Origin of the sequence: Oceanobacillus sp. FSL K6-2867 (assembly GCF_037963145.1) — a bacterium.
GTDB lineage: Bacteria > Bacillota > Bacilli > Bacillales > Amphibacillaceae > Oceanobacillus.
Map to the genome: position 1 here is coordinate 2,433,854 of NZ_CP150144.1, position 18,451 is coordinate 2,452,304.

Sequence of the window (18,451 nt, forward strand, 5' to 3'; positions counted from 1 at the left end):
CACATAAATTACAACTTCTTAAGTTTTTGTACCCATCAAAAGCTCTGATACCGCCGAGTATTAATCCAGCAGGTTCATCCTCTTGAAAGACAATAAAAAGCATCTCCTGCAATTTATATTGTGCCTCCCTAGTTATCTGGTTAAAAAAATGACTAACAAACCCCTTTGGAATTTGCTAGTCATGTTACATATTTGCGCCAAGTTCAATACCCACGGTGGACAAAATAATCCAACACATGCTTTAAAAATGGATCTTTATGGTTTAAGGTCTGCAACGTTTCCATCGCTAAACAATAATGCATCCATAGTTCTTTTTTTGCGGCTTCTACCCCGAGAACGGAGACGAACGTGGAATTGTTATTTTCCTTATCTCTAAATGGAGATTTACCAAGTTCAAATGGATCACCCTCCACGTCGAGCAAGTCGTCCTTAATCTGGAAGGCAATCCCGGCATGGCGTGCGAATTGTTTTAATGCCTCTTTTTCAGATTCACTTGCACCTGCTAGAATTGCTGGCAACATAAGGGCAGCTTCGAACCCGAGCCCTGTTTTATAAAAGCACATCTCATTCAATTGCTCGAGTGTGAGATGTTCTCCCTTTGTCTGTAAATCCATAGCCTGCCCCCGGCACATGTCAGCCGTCACATTTGCCGAATAGTGAATAAGCTGGAGGACGTTTTTAGTATCAAAGTTTTCAAGAGATGCCTGCTCTGCCACTGCTTGCTGTGTTAAATAAAGACCGGTTAACTCTGCAGTAGCCGTATTGTATACCTGATGCAAGGTGGGGTTACCTCTCCGAACATCTGCATTATCCTGAGCTGGCAAGTCATCATAGATTAAGGAAGCGGTATGCATATATTCCAACGACTTTAGCAGCGGCTGGATGGATTTCTTATCCAAGCCATATTCCTCGACACTCATGAAGCCTGTAATAATTGGGCGCAGTCTTTTTCCTGTGCTGCCTAAGCTATAATTTGCAGCTTCGATGACTGACTCATCAAGCAAGGCATTTTTTTCTTTCTGAGAAATCGGCAAGATGGTATTTAAATCTTCGCGCAGACGTCGTGCGAGTGCGACAAATGCATCCCTTTCCTCTCGATCCTGTCTTAAGTTACGAATCATACGATCACGGATCAATTTATCAAAAAATTCCACGTCTGTTGCATGTTGCACGAGATCATCGACAGTATGCTGTAACGCGGGAACCCCTGAGAAAAGAAGGTGCATCACTTGCCCGTATTTTTGATCTCCTTTTTTTGCTTTAAATCGTTTCAAACTATTAATTGCCCGAGATAAAATCACTTCACGTGCTTTAGGATCAGAATTGTATACGTTGTGAATGAAGTTGGCGATGACCGTCCAATAAAGCTCAAACGGATTAATCAAATCCTTCCGCTTCTTATGATGCTCCAGGTAATAGGTGTATGGTGTTACTCTGCCGCCTTGCCGGTCATCTGCCATATCGGTAAAATCATCTGCAAGCTGGTTGTATATCCCATAATAAAATGTCCGTTGATCGATCCCGGCATCCTCAGAAGCATCAATAATTGAACGAACGATTAGACGGGATGCCGACGATTTTAAAATAACCGGAAGATACAGCTCTTCATTCGTATATGTTTTATTTGCTAAATCCTTTATACGCTCGACTTCCTGTGATTGATAAAAAACATAAGCCTGTTCGAGGAAAGCTTCCCAGTCCTCAGCGGGAAGACTTTCCTGAATCAATTCAAACGCAGCCTTCAGCTCGGAATGAATAAAGCGCATATGCTTCCCGTTTTTCCCTGTCCATTCACCTAACGGGGGAACGATCCCTGTGACGAGTGTGGCTCGGATCAGCTCGGAATAGCGATTTTTCTCTTTCTCAGACAATACATTGGAGTCGAGTAAATCATCTATAAACGGATAGGTAAGACCATAGGCATAGCCTAGTCGAATTGCTTGCTCAAGTTTGGCGGACTTTTCTTCCGGTATGATGTCATCTCCCATTTCCTCTATTGCCTGCATGACTAATCCAGCTATTATCTTAATTAATTTACGTTGCGCTTCTTCGGCATCCATACCCTCTGGAATATTGTCGGTAATTTTATTTAGCTTTTCCGTTACCCAAATGAATGTTGACTCAATCCCATTCTTCTCTGCCATCCGGTACAATTTTGTCATGCTGAACATGCTATCTTGATTCGCCTGTTTCCTCGTAAGCTGTTCTTTTAATCGATCGACAACACGCCCAATCCGTTTTTGTGTAGCAGGAGAGTCAAGCGCATGCCCCATGTCCCGCATGAAGATATAGGAGATGCTTCGATCCAGATACGGATCTAATTTTCCCGTCATCTTTAATGATTGGATAAACTTGTAGTCATCCAGCTGTTTTTTATTTGTTAAGGTGGACAATAACGAGCGGCGCTGAACATGATGCTGTTTCCATATTTCAAAATCCTTTATTAATGCGTGTACATATGATCGATTAGCATGCTGCTCTTTTAGGGAATTAAAATAGGCCTTGGCTCTTTGCTCTGCTTTATGATAAGCATTGTCCCCATTAATGATTGTTTTTTCACTCATATATTTACTTACCTCGAATTCCTGGTTTTTTCTATATAAAAAATTTGGTCAATATTAGTTTATCATGCATTAACAGGCTGTAATACCCTACCTTTTCATGTGATGGAAGGGAACCGGACAAGTGACGGGTTAAACAGTCCGTAAATTCCTGATATTGTTCAAGGGGCACTGTTTCTTCTGAATGAAGTTTTACTTTATTTTACGCTGGTTTATAATTCCTATGATAACTTGAGAAGCCAATACCATCCCAATATCCATTCACTCCTGGTTTTTGGAATTGTAAGTTTTAGACATTTTGGATGAGTACCCATGTTTAATTTTTCCCCTTACTTATAACAGTATAACCCTATTTAAATACGTGCTAAGGGTGAAAAAAGATTCATCTTTTTTTGGAGCAGAGTTTTTTCGACATCATCTATTTATAGCGATTAAGCTCTGCGCAAAAAGCACATACCATACTCCCGCAGGATCGCCACCTATCAGAGAAGCGTGCAGTCTCTACTCTCATGTAAAACTCCCTAAGTAAAACTAAAGTCCTTAAATTTAACGTTTTTATGGAAAGTGATTGGGGGAAAAAGTACAGGGAGTGCAAATTTGTCATACAGGATGTATTTTTTGGCTTAAAGGATAATACTCTAGGGGCATCACTAGCAATAACTGGATTTTTAACGTTGACGATGATTATGGAAAATGCAGGACAGACAAATGTACTTGCTCTTGGAATTGCGGAAGTATCACCACCAGCTGTTTATGCAGGATTAGCAAATGTCATTGGAATTATTGGTGCCTTTATGACATTATCGAATACATCATCGAATGTGCTGTTCTCGCCATTGCATGGATCTGTTGTGATTTGATGGAAGGCTTATCCTTGCCGTTCGTTATCGCTGGACAATCAACAGGTGGAGCAATTGGTAATGTCTTTGCACCAGCCAATATTGTATTGGGAACAAGTACAGCGAACGCACAAGGAAGGGAATCTGAAGTGTATAAGATTACGCTCATCTTCGCATTGCTTGCAGGTGTCGGCGTTTCAGCTGTGACTGTATTATTGCATTTTATAGGAGGTTAAAGAAATCATCGATGGAGCAAGGAGACTTCATCGATGATTTTAAGCTTTAAAGCACCATCAACCCTTCTTACTGGCTGGGAAAACGGTATATGACCATGACCAGATAAAATCGATAATAAAAACAAGTCCCCATATCATCGAAATCCTATAAATCGTATCATTTGCATACGGTGTCTCAGCAGCATTATCCGTTCCAATCCAGGATAAGTCTTTCAGATAGTCTAGCAATTCACTAGTACCTCCTGTTCCATAAATCCAAAATACTGCTTGTACACTGGCAAATATAATTAAATGAACAGTAGAACTCCGGCGATATTTTTTAGCAATATATTTCGGGTCCTTTTGTCTGTTTATGATGCGAATATCCTTTTCTGTGAGCAGCTGTACCCCTCGCCACCCGCCAATTTTTTGTCGCATCCATCGATCAAGCTTCATAAAATCAAAGATTCCAAATGTACATGCATAGATAACAAAAACGGTAATGATAATTAAAAAGGTAGAAATCTCTCCAGTTTCTCGGTATATCAATAGACCTAAGAGAGCTTCTAGAATTAGTAGGATGATAAATAAAAGAAGGAAGAGCAGGCTAAGTCTTTGCTTGTTGAAAAAATAGCGAACAACTCCAAAGATGAGAAGCGATAATCCAGATATAACTTCTAATGCAATAAAGATTTCCCATTGATAGTTGAGTAGTAACCCCATAATTGAAAAGATTCCTCCATTCGATATCGTTATTTTAAGTAAATACGATTTGAAGGGAAAAATCAATTTGATATATAAGATGTATGGAAAAAAAGCCAGATTGTTTTTAAAACGGTAGATCAATTTGCGAAATTATATGTAAAGGAGTGCTTCATCTCAGAAATAGAAGGTTGTATACTAGCTTAAGAGTCTTCTAAGCTAGTATACAACCAGCATTATTGAACAGCAGTTTCTTTAGAGCGCATTGGCCAGAAGAAGCCTATAACGGCACCAACTATAGCTGGTAACATCCAGCCAAGCCCAATATCGTAAAGTGGTAAATAATCCATATAAAACATTTTAATGGATTCGAACAAATTGAAAGAAGCGCTTGGCAAACTATCGACTAACGTGCTGTAGCCGTCAAAAAGACTAACGCAAAAAGTAAGGAGCAATGCAGTTGCGTAAACACGTTGCTTATGTTCGAATAATGAAGAACAAAGGGTTAATATAATCAGAACAATCGCTAAAGGATACAGCAGCATTAATACAGGCACCGCATATTGAATAATATTCGTTAGACCAAAGTTGGCAATGAAAAATGACATCAGACATAGTACCAGAACGAATAATTTATAGCTGATTTTTGGATATAGTTGATTAAAAAACTCGCTGCAAGCAGTAATAAGTCCAATGCTCGTTTTTAAACAAGCTAGTACGATAATAATAGCCAATAGAATGGTCCCGAATGATCCGAAATAATGCTGAGCCACTGCGGCAAAGATTAAACCGCCATTATCGTATGTACCGATGGCTGATACGCTTGAAGCCCCCATATACGTAATAAGTCCATAAATCAGCATCATTAACGCCATAGCAAAAAGGCCTGATTTCCATGTGACCTTTGCAATTTCCTTTGGATTGGTGATACCTCGTCCCTTAATTGCGTGGATTACAACAATACCAAACGCGAGAGACGCTAGAGCATCCATCGTGTTATAACCCTCTTTAAATCCTGTTATAAAAGCTAAACTGCTATAGTCACCAATTGGTCTGGCGAATTGTCCCATTGGTTTAACGATAGCAATGGCGATTAAGATAAATAAAAACGCTAAAAATGCAGGGGTTAAATATTTGCCGATATAGTCAATAATTTTTGCTGGGTTCAAAGAGAAATAATAGACGATCGCAAAAAATAAAAAGCTAAAGATTCCCAGATATAAACTGCCATATGCTGGGTTGATATATGGCTCAAAGCCAACTACAAAAGGTACCGTCGCTGTCCTTGGAATAGCAAAAAATGGCCCAATGGTTAAGTAAAGTGCCACGGAGAAAACAACTCCAAATAGTGGATGGACTCGACTGGTTAACTGTCGTAATCCGCTGCTCCCGGATAAACCAAATGCTAAAATCCCTATAAATGGAAGACCGATTGCAGTTATAAGAAAACCAATTAATGCTGGCCAAAAATTCGTGCCGGCTAGTTGTCCCATCTGTATTGGGAAAATTAAATTACCCGCACCAAAGAACATTCCAAACAGCATCGTGCCGATAATAGAATAGGTAGAATATGATATTTTTTGTTGCATACTTGTTGCTCCCTCTTGATGAATTTCATTTATTTTAACACCATTTTTAGAGGTTCGCTATAGCAATAAAAGGAACGGAATGTTCACACGTTTTAATATAGGGTTCTTTAGTCTGCTTTTATTTTTGTATTCACGTCGATTTATTATTGATGTGCTGAAGGGCATGACAAAATGTAACTGTCGATGCCGGTAGTAGTTTTCTTTCAATACGATTATAAAAAGTATTAATACCTATTATGCAATTTATTTATTGATTTCGTGCTTTGTATTCTCTTAATTTTTGAAAAAAAAGTTCTCAGCGCGCCCTTTATATTGAAAAAGGTACGCTGAGAGTACGTCTATTATGCTTGGTCTTTGTAATAGGCTTTTAGTTTGTCCATTTTTTCTGGCAGTGCATGAATCGATGCTATCAGCTGATTCAGCTTTCCCTCGATGCGGTGCAGTAAATAAAACGTAACGGCAACTGGGAATCCAACTTCGGTCAGAAAAGCTATCCACGCTTCCATAATTTATTCCTCCTTATATCAGCTTTTGAAAATAGGAATATGACCAGTGATTTGCCACTGGTCATATTCACAAGATTATTGCCCTAAGTCGATTTCTTCGACCGTGCTTTCTGAAATACGTGCACTATGCTTAGCAACTAAATCGCCGCCGCCCGATGTGAAGGCATTTTGTTCGATGATTGTATCCATTGCTGCATTAATAGCAGCAGGATCAGCTGGTTCAATCGGCTTATCCAATGTGTACGTAACAGTTTTCCCGTCCTGATTGGTAAATTTCAGCTCTAATCGGCGCATGATCTACGCTCCTTTCTGTATAGAATTTTTTCACAACCTACCCTTCACGAATGTCTGTTGTATCACGGCGGTTAATCGTGTGCAATGGGCGTTCCTGCAAGCTTGCAAAAGCTGTTGCAATGGTAAGTAATTGCTCTGCTGTTGCACTTGTTTTGACATTGTTGAAGCTTTTGTTCTTTAAAATAGGAGACCCGGACTCAGAATCAGTCCCATCTTGAAGCACAAGCTGCAGGGAAGATTTTGTTAGATCTGCAATTGCCATGTTTATCACCTCCATTCACAATTACAATCGAAGGAAAATGAGTTTAGGGGGTGGAAATTTCTAATTTTATATAAGGTTGCTGCTTTCAAAGAGAATGGGTAACGTGAAAGCTTCTGTGTTAAAATGAATTAAAAATCCTCATTTTACACTAAAAGATGAAGAATAGGGGGGAATAAAAAACTATGCGGATTCGTGAAATTGAAGAAAAAGATAATCAGAAAATGGAGCGAATAATTAAACGCTCATTGGAGTCATTTAACTTAGATATCCCAGGAACAGCCTATTTTGACCCCCAGTTGAGCAGTCTGGCGCAATTTTACAAAGAACAAAAAAATGCTAAGTATTGGGTTGCGGTGAATGAACAGGATGAAGTCGTAGGCGGTGTGGGTATTGCCCCATTTGGACAGAAAAAGGGGATATGCGAGTTGCAAAAGCTTTACATTACACCTGTTGCTCAAGGAATGGGTCTGTCGAGGGAGTTAATGAGGGTAGCAATCGATTACGCAAAAAGGCATTATACACAATGTTACCTAGAGACGTTAAAGAAACTCGAAGCAGCTAATGCCCTATACAGCAAATTAGGCTTTCAGCAGCTTGAAAAAGCACTGGAAGGCTCGGAACATAATGCAATGGAAGTTTGGTATATAAAGGAATTATCGTAAAATAATAAGATTACAGGTGATAACATGTTTTTAAGACGAATTGAACTTCAAGGTAATCGTATTCCTTCTTTTCATACCTATCCGTTTTCGATTCCCGCCATTAAAAGTCTTGGTCAATTGGATTTAACGAACATGGTAACCTTTTTGGTTGGTGAGAATGGTACAGGGAAATCCACATTGCTAGAGGCGATTGCTGATAAGGCTGGCTTTAATACAGCGGGTGGTGGAAGGAACAATTATTATGATGTATCTGCTTCTGAATCGGCACTTGGGGATTATATTCGCCTTTCTTGGATGTCGAAAGCCACAAACGGCTTTTTTTGAGGGCTGAGTCTTTTTATAATTTTGCTACGTATATTGATTCCGTAGGTGCTCAAGGTGCATATGGCGGCCGTTCCTTGCATCATCAATCACATGGAGAGTCATTTTTTCGCTTTTTCTAAATCGGTTTAAAGGGAATGCCATCTATTTATTGGATGAGCCAGAGGCTGCTTTATCACCTCAACGCCAGCTCTCACTTTTACGAATTATCCATGATTTAGAAGCGGCCGGCGATAGCCAGTTTATTATTGCTACACATTCTCCGATTCTTTTAGGGTATCCAAATGCAGCTATCTTAAGTTTTGATGAAGGGGCAATTCAAGAGATTGATTATGAGATGACCGAACATTATCAAATAACAAGCTATTTTTTACAACATCGAGAAAAGTTTTTGCAGGATATTTTTCGTGATTCATGATATAGAATAAACGCTTGAAAAGACTAATCAGTATAATCTAGAAGGATATTAGAGGAGAGGAGATAGGAAATGACAGCAACAGAGAAGATTTGTCCAAATGGGCATACATATTATAAAAGCAGTGACTGCCCAACATGCCCTGTTTGTGAACAGAAACGGAAGCCGAAAGAAGGATTTTTATCTTTACTTTCTGCTCCTGCACGACGCGCATTAGAACATGAAGGAATAACAACCGTACAACAGCTATCAAATTTTACGGAGAAAGAGATTTTAAAGCTTCATGGGATAGGGCCAGCTTCCTTACCGAAGTTGAGAGCAGCTTTGGAGGCAAAGCGTTTATCGTTTAAAGGTCAGTGATGATAGCTAGTTATTTTGGAAAACAAAAAAGAGGCAAACCTAAACGGCTCGCCTCTTACAATTTATTCTCCTAAATCAACATTATGATAAACATTTTGCACGTCTTCTAGATCCTCTAATGCTTCGATCATTTGCTCAAATTGATCCTGATCTGCTTCAGGAAGCTCTACATCATTTTGCGCAAGCATTGTTAGCTCTGCAATCGTGAATTCGGTAATGCCAATGGATTTAAATGCCTCCTGTGCCGCATGGAACTGATCCGGCTCCGTGTAAACAATCACAGATCCATCTTCTTCAGCGATATCACGGACGTCAACATCTGCTTCCATCAACAGTTCAAGCACTTCATCCTCTGTTTTACCTTCTACACCAAAGACAGCTGTATGATCAAACATATAGGCAACAGATCCACTGACACCCATATTTCCACCGTTTTTACCAAATGCAGCACGGACCTCTGATGCGGTACGGTTAACATTGTTGGTTAGCGTATCAACAATAACCATTGATCCGTTTGGTCCGAAGCCCTCATAACGATTCTCATCATAATTTTCTTCTGAACCGCCTTTTGCCTTTTCTATTGCGCGATCGATAATATGCTTCGGTACACTATATGTTTTTGCTCGCTCGAGCACTACTTTTAAAGCTTGATTGGATTCGGGGTCTGGTTCGCCTTGTTTGGCTGCAACATAGATTTCCCGGCCGAATTTTGCATAAATCCGACTTGTATTCTTATCTTTTGATGCTTTCTTTTCTTTAATATTGTTCCATTTACGTCCCATTTGGACCACTCACTTTCTTTACCTCTAAATAAAACTATAAAACTTTAGAAGCTAGATTTCCAGCTTTTTTTGTGAGATAAGAAAAATTTTTAAACTGCATAAGTGCAATATTGGCAGCTATCTAAGGGCTTGGTGACTAACTATAGTGTCTAACAAAAAGGCATTTGCATAAAAGCTATGCGTGACTCTTCATGGTTAATCGGTCCTTTTTTCCATGCAGGAAATAATATAGAACCATGATAGCAAGAATCACGATTCCCAGGATGATATACAGCGATCTGTAGCCCGTATATGGAATGATGAAACCAAGCAAATACGGACCAAATCCGAGTCCTGCATCCAGAAAAATAAAAAAGGTTGATGTTGCAAGCCCCATCTGATGTGGCGGGGTTAATTTAACGGCAATAGCTTGTGAACCAGATTGCAAATTACCAAAGCCAAGGCCAATTAGTGCACCTGCCATTAATAAAGTAAATCCGTTTGCAGCAGCACTTAAAAGCAACATCCCGCCAGCAAAAATGATGAGGGCAGGATACATAACTATATTTGCGCCTTTTAAATCCATTAAACGCCCTGTTATGGGGCGTGATATCAAAACAGCAATCGAATAAACGAGGAAGAAGAAGCTGGCTGCTTCCACAAGGTTGATATCAATAGCATAAAAGTTAATATACGAGAGCACACTGGAATAGCAAAAAGCAATCATGAGCGTGATGCAAGCAATTGGTAATGCTTTTGGCGCAACAAAGCTTGAAATTTTAAAGCCTTTTGTATCCCTTGGTGTAAGCTCTTCTTGTGATTCATTTACCTGCACGAATAAGGCGATAAATATATTAATAATACCTAACACAAAACAGAAAGCAAAAATAACCGGGAAGGTTGTTTGCTGAACCATGAGCAAGCCAATAAACGGTCCAATGGCAGTAGCTAACGTTGCACTCATGCTAAAATAACCGATGCCCTCCGCTTTACGTGATGTTGGAATGATTTCTGCGATTATAGTTCCGGCTGCCGTACTAGCCATGCCGGCCACAATTCCATGTAAAAGGCGCGTAATTAATAGAAAGCTAATACCAAAGTCCAAGAAATAAAAAGCAGTGGCGATAATGCAGAGGATGAGGCCAATCATCAATGTGCGCTTACTTCCAATTGAATCAATATAGCGCCCTGTAAATAGTCTCCCAACCAAGGATCCGATAATAAACATCCCTGTTATAAGTCCGGCCATACTTGTTGAGGCATGATACGCATCTACGGCGTAAATTCCGATCGTTACAACAAGTAAATAAAAAACAAGTGTTAAGAAAAAGTTAACGGCAGAAGTAATCGTAAAATCCTTCGTCCATAATTTTGGTCTAGATTGTTTCAAAATTGTTTCTCCTTTCATTATATCAACGCACAAAAAAGATAGTTATCTAGAATAACTAAATAATATATCATAAATTGGATGATACGTATAGGGGGAGAAATTCCTGGATAGCTGTAATAAGTTATTGGGCAGCTTCTCAATAATTGCACTCCAAACCAGCTATTAACCGCGTAATCTCGACTTCCCAACTTAAACAAAAAAACTGACAGTCTCAATCAAAGACTGTCAGCCACACTTCCTATTTCCTCAACAACAAATACATAAAATACGGTGCTCCAATAAGTGCAACGACAATCCCAGCCGGAATGCCATCAGGGGAGACGAGGTTTCTTCCGATAGTATCTGCAATTAACAGTAACCAGCCTCCTAATAATATCGCTACTGGAATAAACAGCTGATTACGCGGTCCGACTAGCGATTTTGCAATATGTGGTGCCATTAGTCCGACAAATGCAATTCCTCCAGTAACGGAAACGGCTGAAGCAGCCAGTGCTACGGCAGTAAAAAGTAAAAGAATCCGTTCCTTTTTTACCGCAACACCAACACCAATTGCGACCGGTTCGTTCAGTGCGAGAATGTTTAAGCGATTTGCCTTATACAGGGCATAAGGGATGAAGATGATTAGCCATGGTAAGATTGCTAAAATAAATGGCCAGTCCGTTCCCCAGATATTTCCCGCAAGCCATTTCGCGATAAAACTAACCTTTGCACGCTCCTGGGACGAGATTAGGACAATCATAATACCAGATAACGCCAGGGAAAAACCAACACCAATAATAATCATGCGTGTCGGGTTAAGCGGCTGCTTTTTCTCATAGGAAAAAATATAGATAAACAGGGCAGTGAGAAACGCGCCAATAAAAGCAATTACTGGAAGCAAATACACAAATGTGCCAGACTGCACTGGATAAAATAAAAAGAAAATCGCTACTGCTACCCCGGCTCCGGAGTTGATGCCGATAATTCCTGGATCAGCAAGGTCATTGCGTGTTAATCCTTGAAGAATCGCTCCCGAGAGTGCTAACGCCATTCCAGCAAGGATCGTAATAATAATCCGGGGCAAACGAATGGAAAATAAAACAAAGGACTCCTTAAACGATCCTGCACCAAACAAGGTTGGAATAATTCGATCATAGGATAATGCAGCATCTCCAATCCCCATGCTGATAATAATAGTGAGCAGTATCAAAAATGCTAATAAACCCAAAACGATACGTTGTTTTCTTATTAACGACGGATGAATCATGTGAATGCCCTCCCACCTTTACGGACAATAAGCAGGAAGAAGGGGAGTCCCATAACCGAAATAATAGCCACAATCGGTGTTTCCCACGGAGCATTGATCGTACGGGCAAGTGTATCAGCAAGAAGCATTAGGATTGCTCCGACAAAAGCTGACATTGGTAAGATGTAACGATAATCTGTACCAACAATTGCTCTGACAATATGGGGAACCATTAAACCTACGAATGCCATATTTCCAACCAATGCGACCGATGCACCTACCAGCAGAATAATGATGACAAACAGAACTGCCTTTATTTGTGCTGTTTTTTGTCCAAGACCGACAGCAACTTCTTCATTTAAACTTAGAATGGTTAACTGTCTGGAAAATCCGAATGCAATGAGCGTGCTAACAATAAGAAGCGGGATAATGATTTGCAGCTGCTCCCATGTTGTGCCGATCAGTCCGCCCGCAGTCCACATGGATACCTCTTTTGATACATTAAAATAAATTCCGATCCCTTCCGAAATGGCTTGAAGAAAGGCTGAAACTGCTGCTCCAGCAAGTATAATTTTGAATGGGGAAAATCCTCCACGCTTAATGGCGCTTATCCCAAACACCATCGCAGCACCAATCGCGGCACCAAGGAAGCATGTAAACATAATCCCGAAATAATTGAGAGAGGGAAGCAGTACAATTGCAACTGCAAGCGCGGCGTTTGCTCCCGCTGTTAGTCCGAGTAATCCAGGATCTGCTAATGGATTTCTCGTCATACCTTGCATAATTGCACCAGCAATAGACAATGCTGCTCCAACAAATACAGCAGCAACCTCTCGTGGCAAGCGAATTTCCCGGATAATGGAAATGTCACTTCCCTCCACATTGGAAGCAAGTGACAGCCATACATCTTTTACTTGAATATCGGCGGCTCCGTAAACAATGGAGACAATAAATGCCCCGATAAAGAACAGCAGGGCTGCAATCATTTTGAACAGAAAGGGTATCGACATTTTCGTTTCCTTTTTCATAAATGAATCATCTTTTCTCTGTGTAGTTAGTTAAGGAAAGCTTCTTTGAAAAAAGCAAGCTGCAATTCCAGTGTTAATGGATCATTAAAATAAAATTCATGTCCATTCACTTCAAATACATTATCATTTGCGACTGCAGGGATATTTTGATAAATATCTGATTCCATAAATGAATTGTCTGTTTCATCAAATCGGCTAAAGATCATATAGTCGCCAGCATATTCAGGAAGTACTTCCAAAGACATAGCATAATAACCGGCGTCCTGCGCTGCTTCAGCTACTTTCTCAGGCATTTTCAAATCCATTTCCTGATAAAGAATCTCTGTTCCGCGGCCCCAGTTGTCACCGTAAACATAAAGCTGTTTATCGAAGTTTTCAATAACTGAAACAGTTGCATCTTCACCAATCTCTGCTCGGATTTCTTCGCCTGTTTCTTCAGCACGTTGTTTGAAATCATCAATCCAGTTTTTAGCTTCTTCTTCTTTATTTAACAGTTTACCAATTTCCAAATGCTGTGTTAAGTAATCAACAGCACCATATGTAAACAATACGGTTGGAGCGATTTCGTTTAATTTATCAACATTATTGATACCGGTAAGACCAATGATTAAGTCGGGCTCTAATTCAATGATTTTTTCCAGGCTTTCATCACTAACCTCTTCTACGTCAGCTAAATCCTCTTCCCATTGAGGATTCATTTTAGCCCAAGCATCAACCCCAACAAGGTTCACATCCAAAGCCATGACATTTCCAGCGAAGGACGAAAGGACGACGACGCGCTGCGGATCAGCTGGCACTTCAACTGGTCCATTTTCTGATTCATAGGTGATCGTATCTGAATTGCTGCCTGAATCATTGTCTGTTTCTGTACCTTCATTACTACAAGCGAACAGCAATAGAAGCAGGATTGCAAATGGAAGGATTAATTTTTTCATCGTTGTTTCTCCTCTTTCATTAAGTTGTATGTGATGCACATTGGCTTACCTGTACGTGGATCTTTGCCAATTTCCGCATCAATTTGAAAAACCTTTTTTAACACATCGTGCGTAATAACCGTTTCGCAATTACCTGATTGAACAATTTGCCCATCCTTTAATGCGATAATATAATCTGCAAAGCGAGCAGCCTGATTCAGGTCATGAAGTACCATTACGATTGTTCTTTCTTGCTCTTTGTTAAGCCTTTGCAAAAGCTCTAATACTTCGAGCTGGTGTGCCATATCTAAGTATGTTGTTGGCTCATCCAAAAAAATGATTTCCGTTTCCTGTGCAAGTGCCATTGCAATCCAGACGCGCTGTCTCTGTCCACCAGACAATGCATCTACCGGACGAAATCGGTATTCTATTGTACCGGTTACTTCAAGGGCCCATTCAATCACTTCGTAATCATGTTTCTTTAAACGCCCAAACCCACTCTGATAAGGGAAGCGGCCGTAAGAAACAAGCTCTCCAACTGTTAACCCGTTTGTGCTTTCCGGAGTTTGCGGCAGAATAGCCATCTTTTTTGCCAGTTTTTTTGTATCCTGCTTTGAGATGTCCTCTCCATCCAAAATGACGGTTCCAGATTCATGTGCAATAATTCGTGTAATCGCTTTTAACAATGTCGATTTTCCACAGCCGTTGGATCCGATAATAGTAGTGATTTTTTTATCTGGAATATCAACACTGAGATCCTTTACAATTAAGTGTTCTCCATAACCAATATTTATATTTTCAGTCTGTAGACGAAACATGTTAGACCCTCTTTTCACATAGCATCAGTTAGTGATAATGATTATCATTATCGAGCTAGTCTCCTAAACTATAATTTGCATCGTTTCTTTTGTCAATACATTATTTTCACCTGTATTTATTTTGGCAGAGTAAGAAAGTATATACTTTCTTACTCTGCATAAGTGCACCAAAGGTATTCACCGAAAGGGATAGGTAATAAAATCCAAGTTTTCTAACACCTATTAACGAAGTTTTATCAATTTTGTACTTGACAAAAATGCGTTTTCAATTGAGAATGATAATCAGTGGAAGCTTTTTTTAAGGAGTGGAAGAAAGTGAAACAGGATGAATTATTTGATGTGACGGTAATTGGGGGAGGGCCAGCTGGGCTATATTCAGCTTTTTATAGTGGTTTAAGAGAAATGAAGACGAAGATTATCGAATTTCAGCCGGTTCTTGGCGGGAAAGTCCATGTATATCCTGAGAAAATGATTTGGGATATTGGCGGGTTAACACCGACCCCTGCAGCAAAATTTATTGATCAAATCATTGAGCAAGGATTAACCTTTCATCCAACCGTAGTAATGAATGAGAAGATTGAATCCATCAATAAAAACGATGAAGGGATATTCGTTTTACAAGCGGCATCTGGGCAAATACATTATTCGAAAACGGTAATTGTAGCTGTCGGCGGCGGAATTTTAAACCCGCAACGATTGGATATTGAAGGTGCAGAGCGATTTGAGGTTTCAAATCTGAATTACACGGTGAAATCACTTCAACGCTTCAAAGATAAAACGGTAATTATTTCTGGTGGGGGAAATACAGCAATCGACTGGGCCAACGAACTGCAGAGCATTGCGAAGAATGTGTTTCTTACATATCGGAAAGATGTGCTATCCGGTCATGAGGCACAGGCGAGCCGATTATTAAATGGTTCAGCAGTTTGCTACTTTAATTGTTCGATTACAAAGCTGATTGCTCGTGCGAATAAGGATTTAATTGAGCATGTTGAGCTAACAAACCATGAAACGAAAGAGATCGTTTCATTGCCAATAGATGAAGTGATTATCAATCATGGCTATGAGCGTGATACATCTCTTCTTGAAAACAGCCCAATTGATATTGAAATAGCAGAGGGTTACTACATTGCTGGAAATGCGAGCAGTGAAAGCTCTGTACCTGGTCTTTATGCAGCTGGGGATATTTTGCATCATGAAGGGAAATTGCATCTCATTGCAGGTGCCTTCCAAGACGCTGCAAATGCTGTTAATAAGGCAAAGCAATATATTCAGCCTGGTGCAGAAAAGTTTGGTATGGTTTCTTCGCATAATGAGCTTTTCAAGCAGCGCAACCGTGAAATTATTCAGAGCATGGTGCATTAATAGGGGAGATAATCCTTTATAGTTCTTTAATGCCAGCATTTACAAATAAACAAACTTAATATAATAAAAAACCGGTTCTTTACTTACGAAGAAGCGGTTTTATTTATTCTGGAGACTGATCCAATGGCAACAATCTCTGCAGCAGTTATTGTGACGCGGACGATTGTAGAGTTGGCAGGAGAATTAATCTATATTCGAGCAGTATCAAATCTAAAATATTAAAGGAAAGATGATATACTTCAGATAAAAGGCTTCTTGAAACAAATCCTAAGTCGTCGAGAAGTGACAAATTCATTAGAAAGAGAGCCGTTATAGTGTATAACGGCTCTCTTTCTAAAGCTTCAGTCCAGTCATGTTCAGTTAAGATTATGTCCAGTAAAGTTCGTTTTCAATTTTATGTCTGGATACTCTTGATGTTCATACGTTTATTCTTGTCCTTCTTCTCCTGCTTCGCCTGCTTCGCCTGCTTCGCCTTCTTCTCCCTCTTCTGCACCTGGTTCGCTTGAATCATCTTGCTCAGCAGGCTCTTCAGTTGTGGGCTCCCCACTTGCAGGCTCTTCAGTTGTAGGCTCATCATTTGCAGGTTCTTCAGGATTTTCTTCATCCTCTGATGCACATCCAAATAATAAAGCTGTCGAAAGCATTGCTGACATTGTTGCGAAAGTTAATTTCTTTAATTTCAACGTCATCACCTCTTCAGGAAAATTTGATTCTCCTTCAGTATAGTGGAAAAATATTAAAGTACCGTTAATCTAGAGTTAAAATATTTAAATAAATCAAACTATTAACAATACTTATTACCCACCATTATTTTAATTATCAATCTTTTGTTCGGGTAAGAAGTTGGCTTTTGGGAAAAATGTACTAGGAAGAATTGCGAGTGAAGAAAATATTCTTGTTATTGGCTGCCGCAACAGGAGGAGAGTAAAGCAGTTGATGTGACTGCCGTATAGAAATTGTTGTAACAGAGATGGCAGATCAATCAAGACAGCAAAAACATTTGCCTTGTTAAGGATGAATATATACATTGGTTCCGATTGGGACCATTGTTGAAAGCTCGGTAACATCGTTGTTGTACATCCGGACACAACCATGAGACACTTCTTTTCCAATCGAAGACGGATCATTGGTGCCGTGAATTCCATAATGCGGTTTCGATAAGCCCATCCATAATACACCAAATGGTCCACCTGGATTCGCTTCTTTATTTACAATAATATAATTGCCGGTAGGTGTGGGTGTTAAAACTTTTCCGACTGCAATCGGATATGTCTTTAATAATGTACTTGCATCATACAATTTTAGCTGGCGATTGCCTACAGCTATATCAATCCATCGTGCCAACACAATCTCCTCCTGCATTATTTTGTTTATATATATGGGGTTACGCTTAATTACGTTCGTAACGTGCAGGACACTATTTTTATTACTCCCCCTGATTTATGAACATGCTACAATAAACTTATAATTTTGGCATAAGCAGGTTAGTCACTCGAAAGGAGAGGAGTCCAATTACAACAGACATACAAATCATAGATGACATGATGCAGCAAATTGTCTCAAAAACATTAAAACCAGGGTCTAAGCTGCCATCGGAAAATGAACTTGCAGAGAGATATGGCGTACCCAGAATGACAGTTAGAAGTGCATTGACGAAGCTGGAAGAGCAAGGGATTGTCTATTCGGTGCAAGGGAAAGGGCGCTACTTAAGGGAGAAGTCAAAGAAAATCGGGCTCCATCTAACAGGGAAGGTGAGCTTTACTGATAAAATGAAGCAGCTAGGCTATGATTTGACAACAAAAAATATTTATTGTGAAAAAATCCCCTATGATGTGAAAATCTATCAGATTCTTCAAGCTGAAGAAGGCGAAACCGTCTATAAGATTGGCAGAATGCGGTATATTGATGATGAACCCATCGCCATCCATAATTCCTATGTAAGAGAGAAAAGCTTTCCAAAGATTCAGGTGGATGGACCAGCGATTCAATCGATGTTTTTCTATTATCGAACCCATGGATATGATGACTTTTCCAGCAGCAAAACATTGCTGAGCATCACATTTCCAACAGCTGACGAACAGCAATTATTTGCTTGTAAAAGCATGGTTCCGCTAATCGTCGTTGAAAGCAATTGTATGGATAGGAAATCTGAAAAAGTATTGGAATATACAAAGATTTTATATCGAAGTGATAAGTTTCAGTATGATATTACGATGGACTAGGG

General features: G+C 39.7%; 20 protein-coding genes and 1 pseudogene. 7 read left to right on the plus strand and 14 right to left on the minus strand.

Translation table 11 applies throughout. From position 1 onward, the window contains the following. Positions 1-203: 203 nt before the first annotated feature. A complete protein-coding gene (locus tag NSQ77_RS11925) occupies positions 204-2,564 on the minus strand; it encodes a polyprenyl synthetase family protein (protein ID WP_339226216.1) in 2,361 nt (786 codons plus the stop codon). 677 nt (positions 2,565-3,241) lie between these two features. On the opposite strand from NSQ77_RS11925, the gene NSQ77_RS11930 reads away from it, so the two are divergent. Both NSQ77_RS11930 and NSQ77_RS11935 read left to right on the plus strand, forming a co-directional pair. Then, positions 3,242-3,421, plus strand: a complete 180-nt coding sequence (locus NSQ77_RS11930) for an L-lactate permease (RefSeq protein ID WP_339230995.1) — start codon at positions 3,242-3,244, stop codon at positions 3,419-3,421. Further along, complete coding sequence (locus NSQ77_RS11935; protein WP_339230996.1) at positions 3,421-3,636, plus strand: L-lactate permease; 216 nt, start codon at positions 3,421-3,423, stop codon at positions 3,634-3,636. The genes NSQ77_RS11930 and NSQ77_RS11935 overlap by 1 nt, the downstream gene beginning before the upstream one ends. Positions 3,637-3,693: 57 nt before the next feature. Here the strand turns inward: NSQ77_RS11935 and NSQ77_RS11940 are convergent, their stop codons facing one another. From NSQ77_RS11940 to NSQ77_RS11960, 5 genes are all read right to left on the minus strand, one after another. Then, positions 3,694-4,338 carry a hypothetical protein gene (locus NSQ77_RS11940; protein ID WP_339226217.1) on the minus strand — a complete coding sequence of 215 codons (645 nt, stop codon included), beginning with the start codon at positions 4,336-4,338 and terminating at the stop codon, positions 3,694-3,696. 215 nt (positions 4,339-4,553) lie between these two features. After that, the gene (gene brnQ / locus NSQ77_RS11945) at positions 4,554-5,906 is read right to left on the minus strand and encodes a branched-chain amino acid transport system II carrier protein (RefSeq protein ID WP_339226218.1); all 1,353 of its coding nucleotides are present in this window, start codon (positions 5,904-5,906) and stop codon (positions 4,554-4,556) included. 341 nt (positions 5,907-6,247) lie between these two features. Next, complete coding sequence (locus NSQ77_RS11950) at positions 6,248-6,412, minus strand: YvrJ family protein (RefSeq protein WP_339226220.1); 165 nt, start codon at positions 6,410-6,412, stop codon at positions 6,248-6,250. Between the two features lie 75 nt (positions 6,413-6,487). Further along, positions 6,488-6,706 carry a DUF2922 domain-containing protein gene (locus NSQ77_RS11955; RefSeq protein ID WP_339226221.1) on the minus strand — a complete coding sequence of 73 codons (219 nt, stop codon included), beginning with the start codon at positions 6,704-6,706 and terminating at the stop codon, positions 6,488-6,490. A 37-nt stretch (positions 6,707-6,743) separates the two neighbouring features. Further along, the gene (locus tag NSQ77_RS11960; protein ID WP_339226222.1) at positions 6,744-6,968 is read right to left on the minus strand and encodes a DUF1659 domain-containing protein; all 225 of its coding nucleotides are present in this window, start codon (positions 6,966-6,968) and stop codon (positions 6,744-6,746) included. Positions 6,969-7,150: 182 nt separating this feature from the next. On the opposite strand from NSQ77_RS11960, the gene NSQ77_RS11965 reads away from it, so the two are divergent. The 3 genes and pseudogenes from NSQ77_RS11965 to NSQ77_RS11975 all read left to right on the plus strand — a co-directional run bounded on the left by NSQ77_RS11965 (position 7,151) and on the right by NSQ77_RS11975 (position 8,726). Next, the gene (locus NSQ77_RS11965; protein ID WP_339226223.1) at positions 7,151-7,630 is read left to right on the plus strand and encodes a GNAT family N-acetyltransferase; all 480 of its coding nucleotides are present in this window, start codon (positions 7,151-7,153) and stop codon (positions 7,628-7,630) included. 24 nt (positions 7,631-7,654) lie between these two features. Then, positions 7,655-8,369: pseudogene (locus NSQ77_RS11970) on the plus strand (AAA family ATPase). 69 nt (positions 8,370-8,438) lie between these two features. Next, the gene (locus NSQ77_RS11975) at positions 8,439-8,726 is read left to right on the plus strand and encodes an RNA polymerase alpha subunit C-terminal domain-containing protein (RefSeq protein ID WP_339226224.1); all 288 of its coding nucleotides are present in this window, start codon (positions 8,439-8,441) and stop codon (positions 8,724-8,726) included. Between the two features lie 62 nt (positions 8,727-8,788). On the opposite strand, the gene NSQ77_RS11980 is transcribed toward NSQ77_RS11975, so the two are convergent. The 6 genes from NSQ77_RS11980 to NSQ77_RS12005 all read right to left on the minus strand — a co-directional run bounded on the left by NSQ77_RS11980 (position 8,789) and on the right by NSQ77_RS12005 (position 14,862). Continuing rightward, positions 8,789-9,508 (minus strand): YebC/PmpR family DNA-binding transcriptional regulator, encoded by a 720-nt coding sequence (locus tag NSQ77_RS11980; RefSeq protein WP_339226226.1) that lies wholly within the window; start codon positions 9,506-9,508, stop codon positions 8,789-8,791. A gap of 175 nt (positions 9,509-9,683) precedes the next feature. Then, complete coding sequence (locus NSQ77_RS11985) at positions 9,684-10,877, minus strand: MFS transporter (protein WP_339226228.1); 1,194 nt, start codon at positions 10,875-10,877, stop codon at positions 9,684-9,686. Positions 10,878-11,115: 238 nt separating this feature from the next. Continuing rightward, the gene (locus tag NSQ77_RS11990; protein ID WP_339226229.1) at positions 11,116-12,123 is read right to left on the minus strand and encodes an iron ABC transporter permease; all 1,008 of its coding nucleotides are present in this window, start codon (positions 12,121-12,123) and stop codon (positions 11,116-11,118) included. Continuing rightward, positions 12,120-13,130 carry an iron ABC transporter permease gene (locus NSQ77_RS11995; RefSeq protein WP_339226230.1) on the minus strand — a complete coding sequence of 337 codons (1,011 nt, stop codon included), beginning with the start codon at positions 13,128-13,130 and terminating at the stop codon, positions 12,120-12,122. Before NSQ77_RS11995 ends, NSQ77_RS11990 begins: the two co-directional genes overlap by 4 nt. A 26-nt stretch (positions 13,131-13,156) precedes the next feature. Further along, a complete protein-coding gene (locus tag NSQ77_RS12000; protein WP_339226231.1) occupies positions 13,157-14,065 on the minus strand; it encodes an iron-hydroxamate ABC transporter substrate-binding protein in 909 nt (302 codons plus the stop codon). Next, positions 14,062-14,862, minus strand: coding sequence for an ABC transporter ATP-binding protein (locus tag NSQ77_RS12005; protein WP_339226232.1), 801 nt, complete (start codon positions 14,860-14,862; stop codon positions 14,062-14,064). The genes NSQ77_RS12000 and NSQ77_RS12005 overlap by 4 nt, the downstream gene beginning before the upstream one ends. Positions 14,863-15,177: 315 nt before the next feature. On the opposite strand from NSQ77_RS12005, the gene NSQ77_RS12010 reads away from it, so the two are divergent. Further along, a complete protein-coding gene (locus tag NSQ77_RS12010) occupies positions 15,178-16,227 on the plus strand; it encodes an NAD(P)/FAD-dependent oxidoreductase (RefSeq protein ID WP_339226233.1) in 1,050 nt (349 codons plus the stop codon). A gap of 425 nt (positions 16,228-16,652) precedes the next feature. Here NSQ77_RS12010 and NSQ77_RS12015 read toward each other — a convergent pair whose 3' ends face one another. Together NSQ77_RS12015 and NSQ77_RS12020 are read right to left on the minus strand one after the other, a co-directional pair. Further along, positions 16,653-16,910: a hypothetical protein gene (locus NSQ77_RS12015; RefSeq protein ID WP_339226234.1), complete on the minus strand. Its 258-nt coding sequence runs from the start codon at positions 16,908-16,910 to the stop codon at positions 16,653-16,655. A 325-nt stretch (positions 16,911-17,235) separates the two neighbouring features. After that, positions 17,236-17,571, minus strand: a complete 336-nt coding sequence (locus NSQ77_RS12020) for a L,D-transpeptidase (RefSeq protein WP_339226235.1) — start codon at positions 17,569-17,571, stop codon at positions 17,236-17,238. 188 nt (positions 17,572-17,759) lie between these two features. Between NSQ77_RS12020 and NSQ77_RS12025 the strand changes: the two genes are divergently transcribed. Beyond that, the gene (locus tag NSQ77_RS12025; protein ID WP_339230997.1) at positions 17,760-18,449 is read left to right on the plus strand and encodes a GntR family transcriptional regulator; all 690 of its coding nucleotides are present in this window, start codon (positions 17,760-17,762) and stop codon (positions 18,447-18,449) included. Positions 18,450-18,451 lie beyond the last annotated feature (2 nt).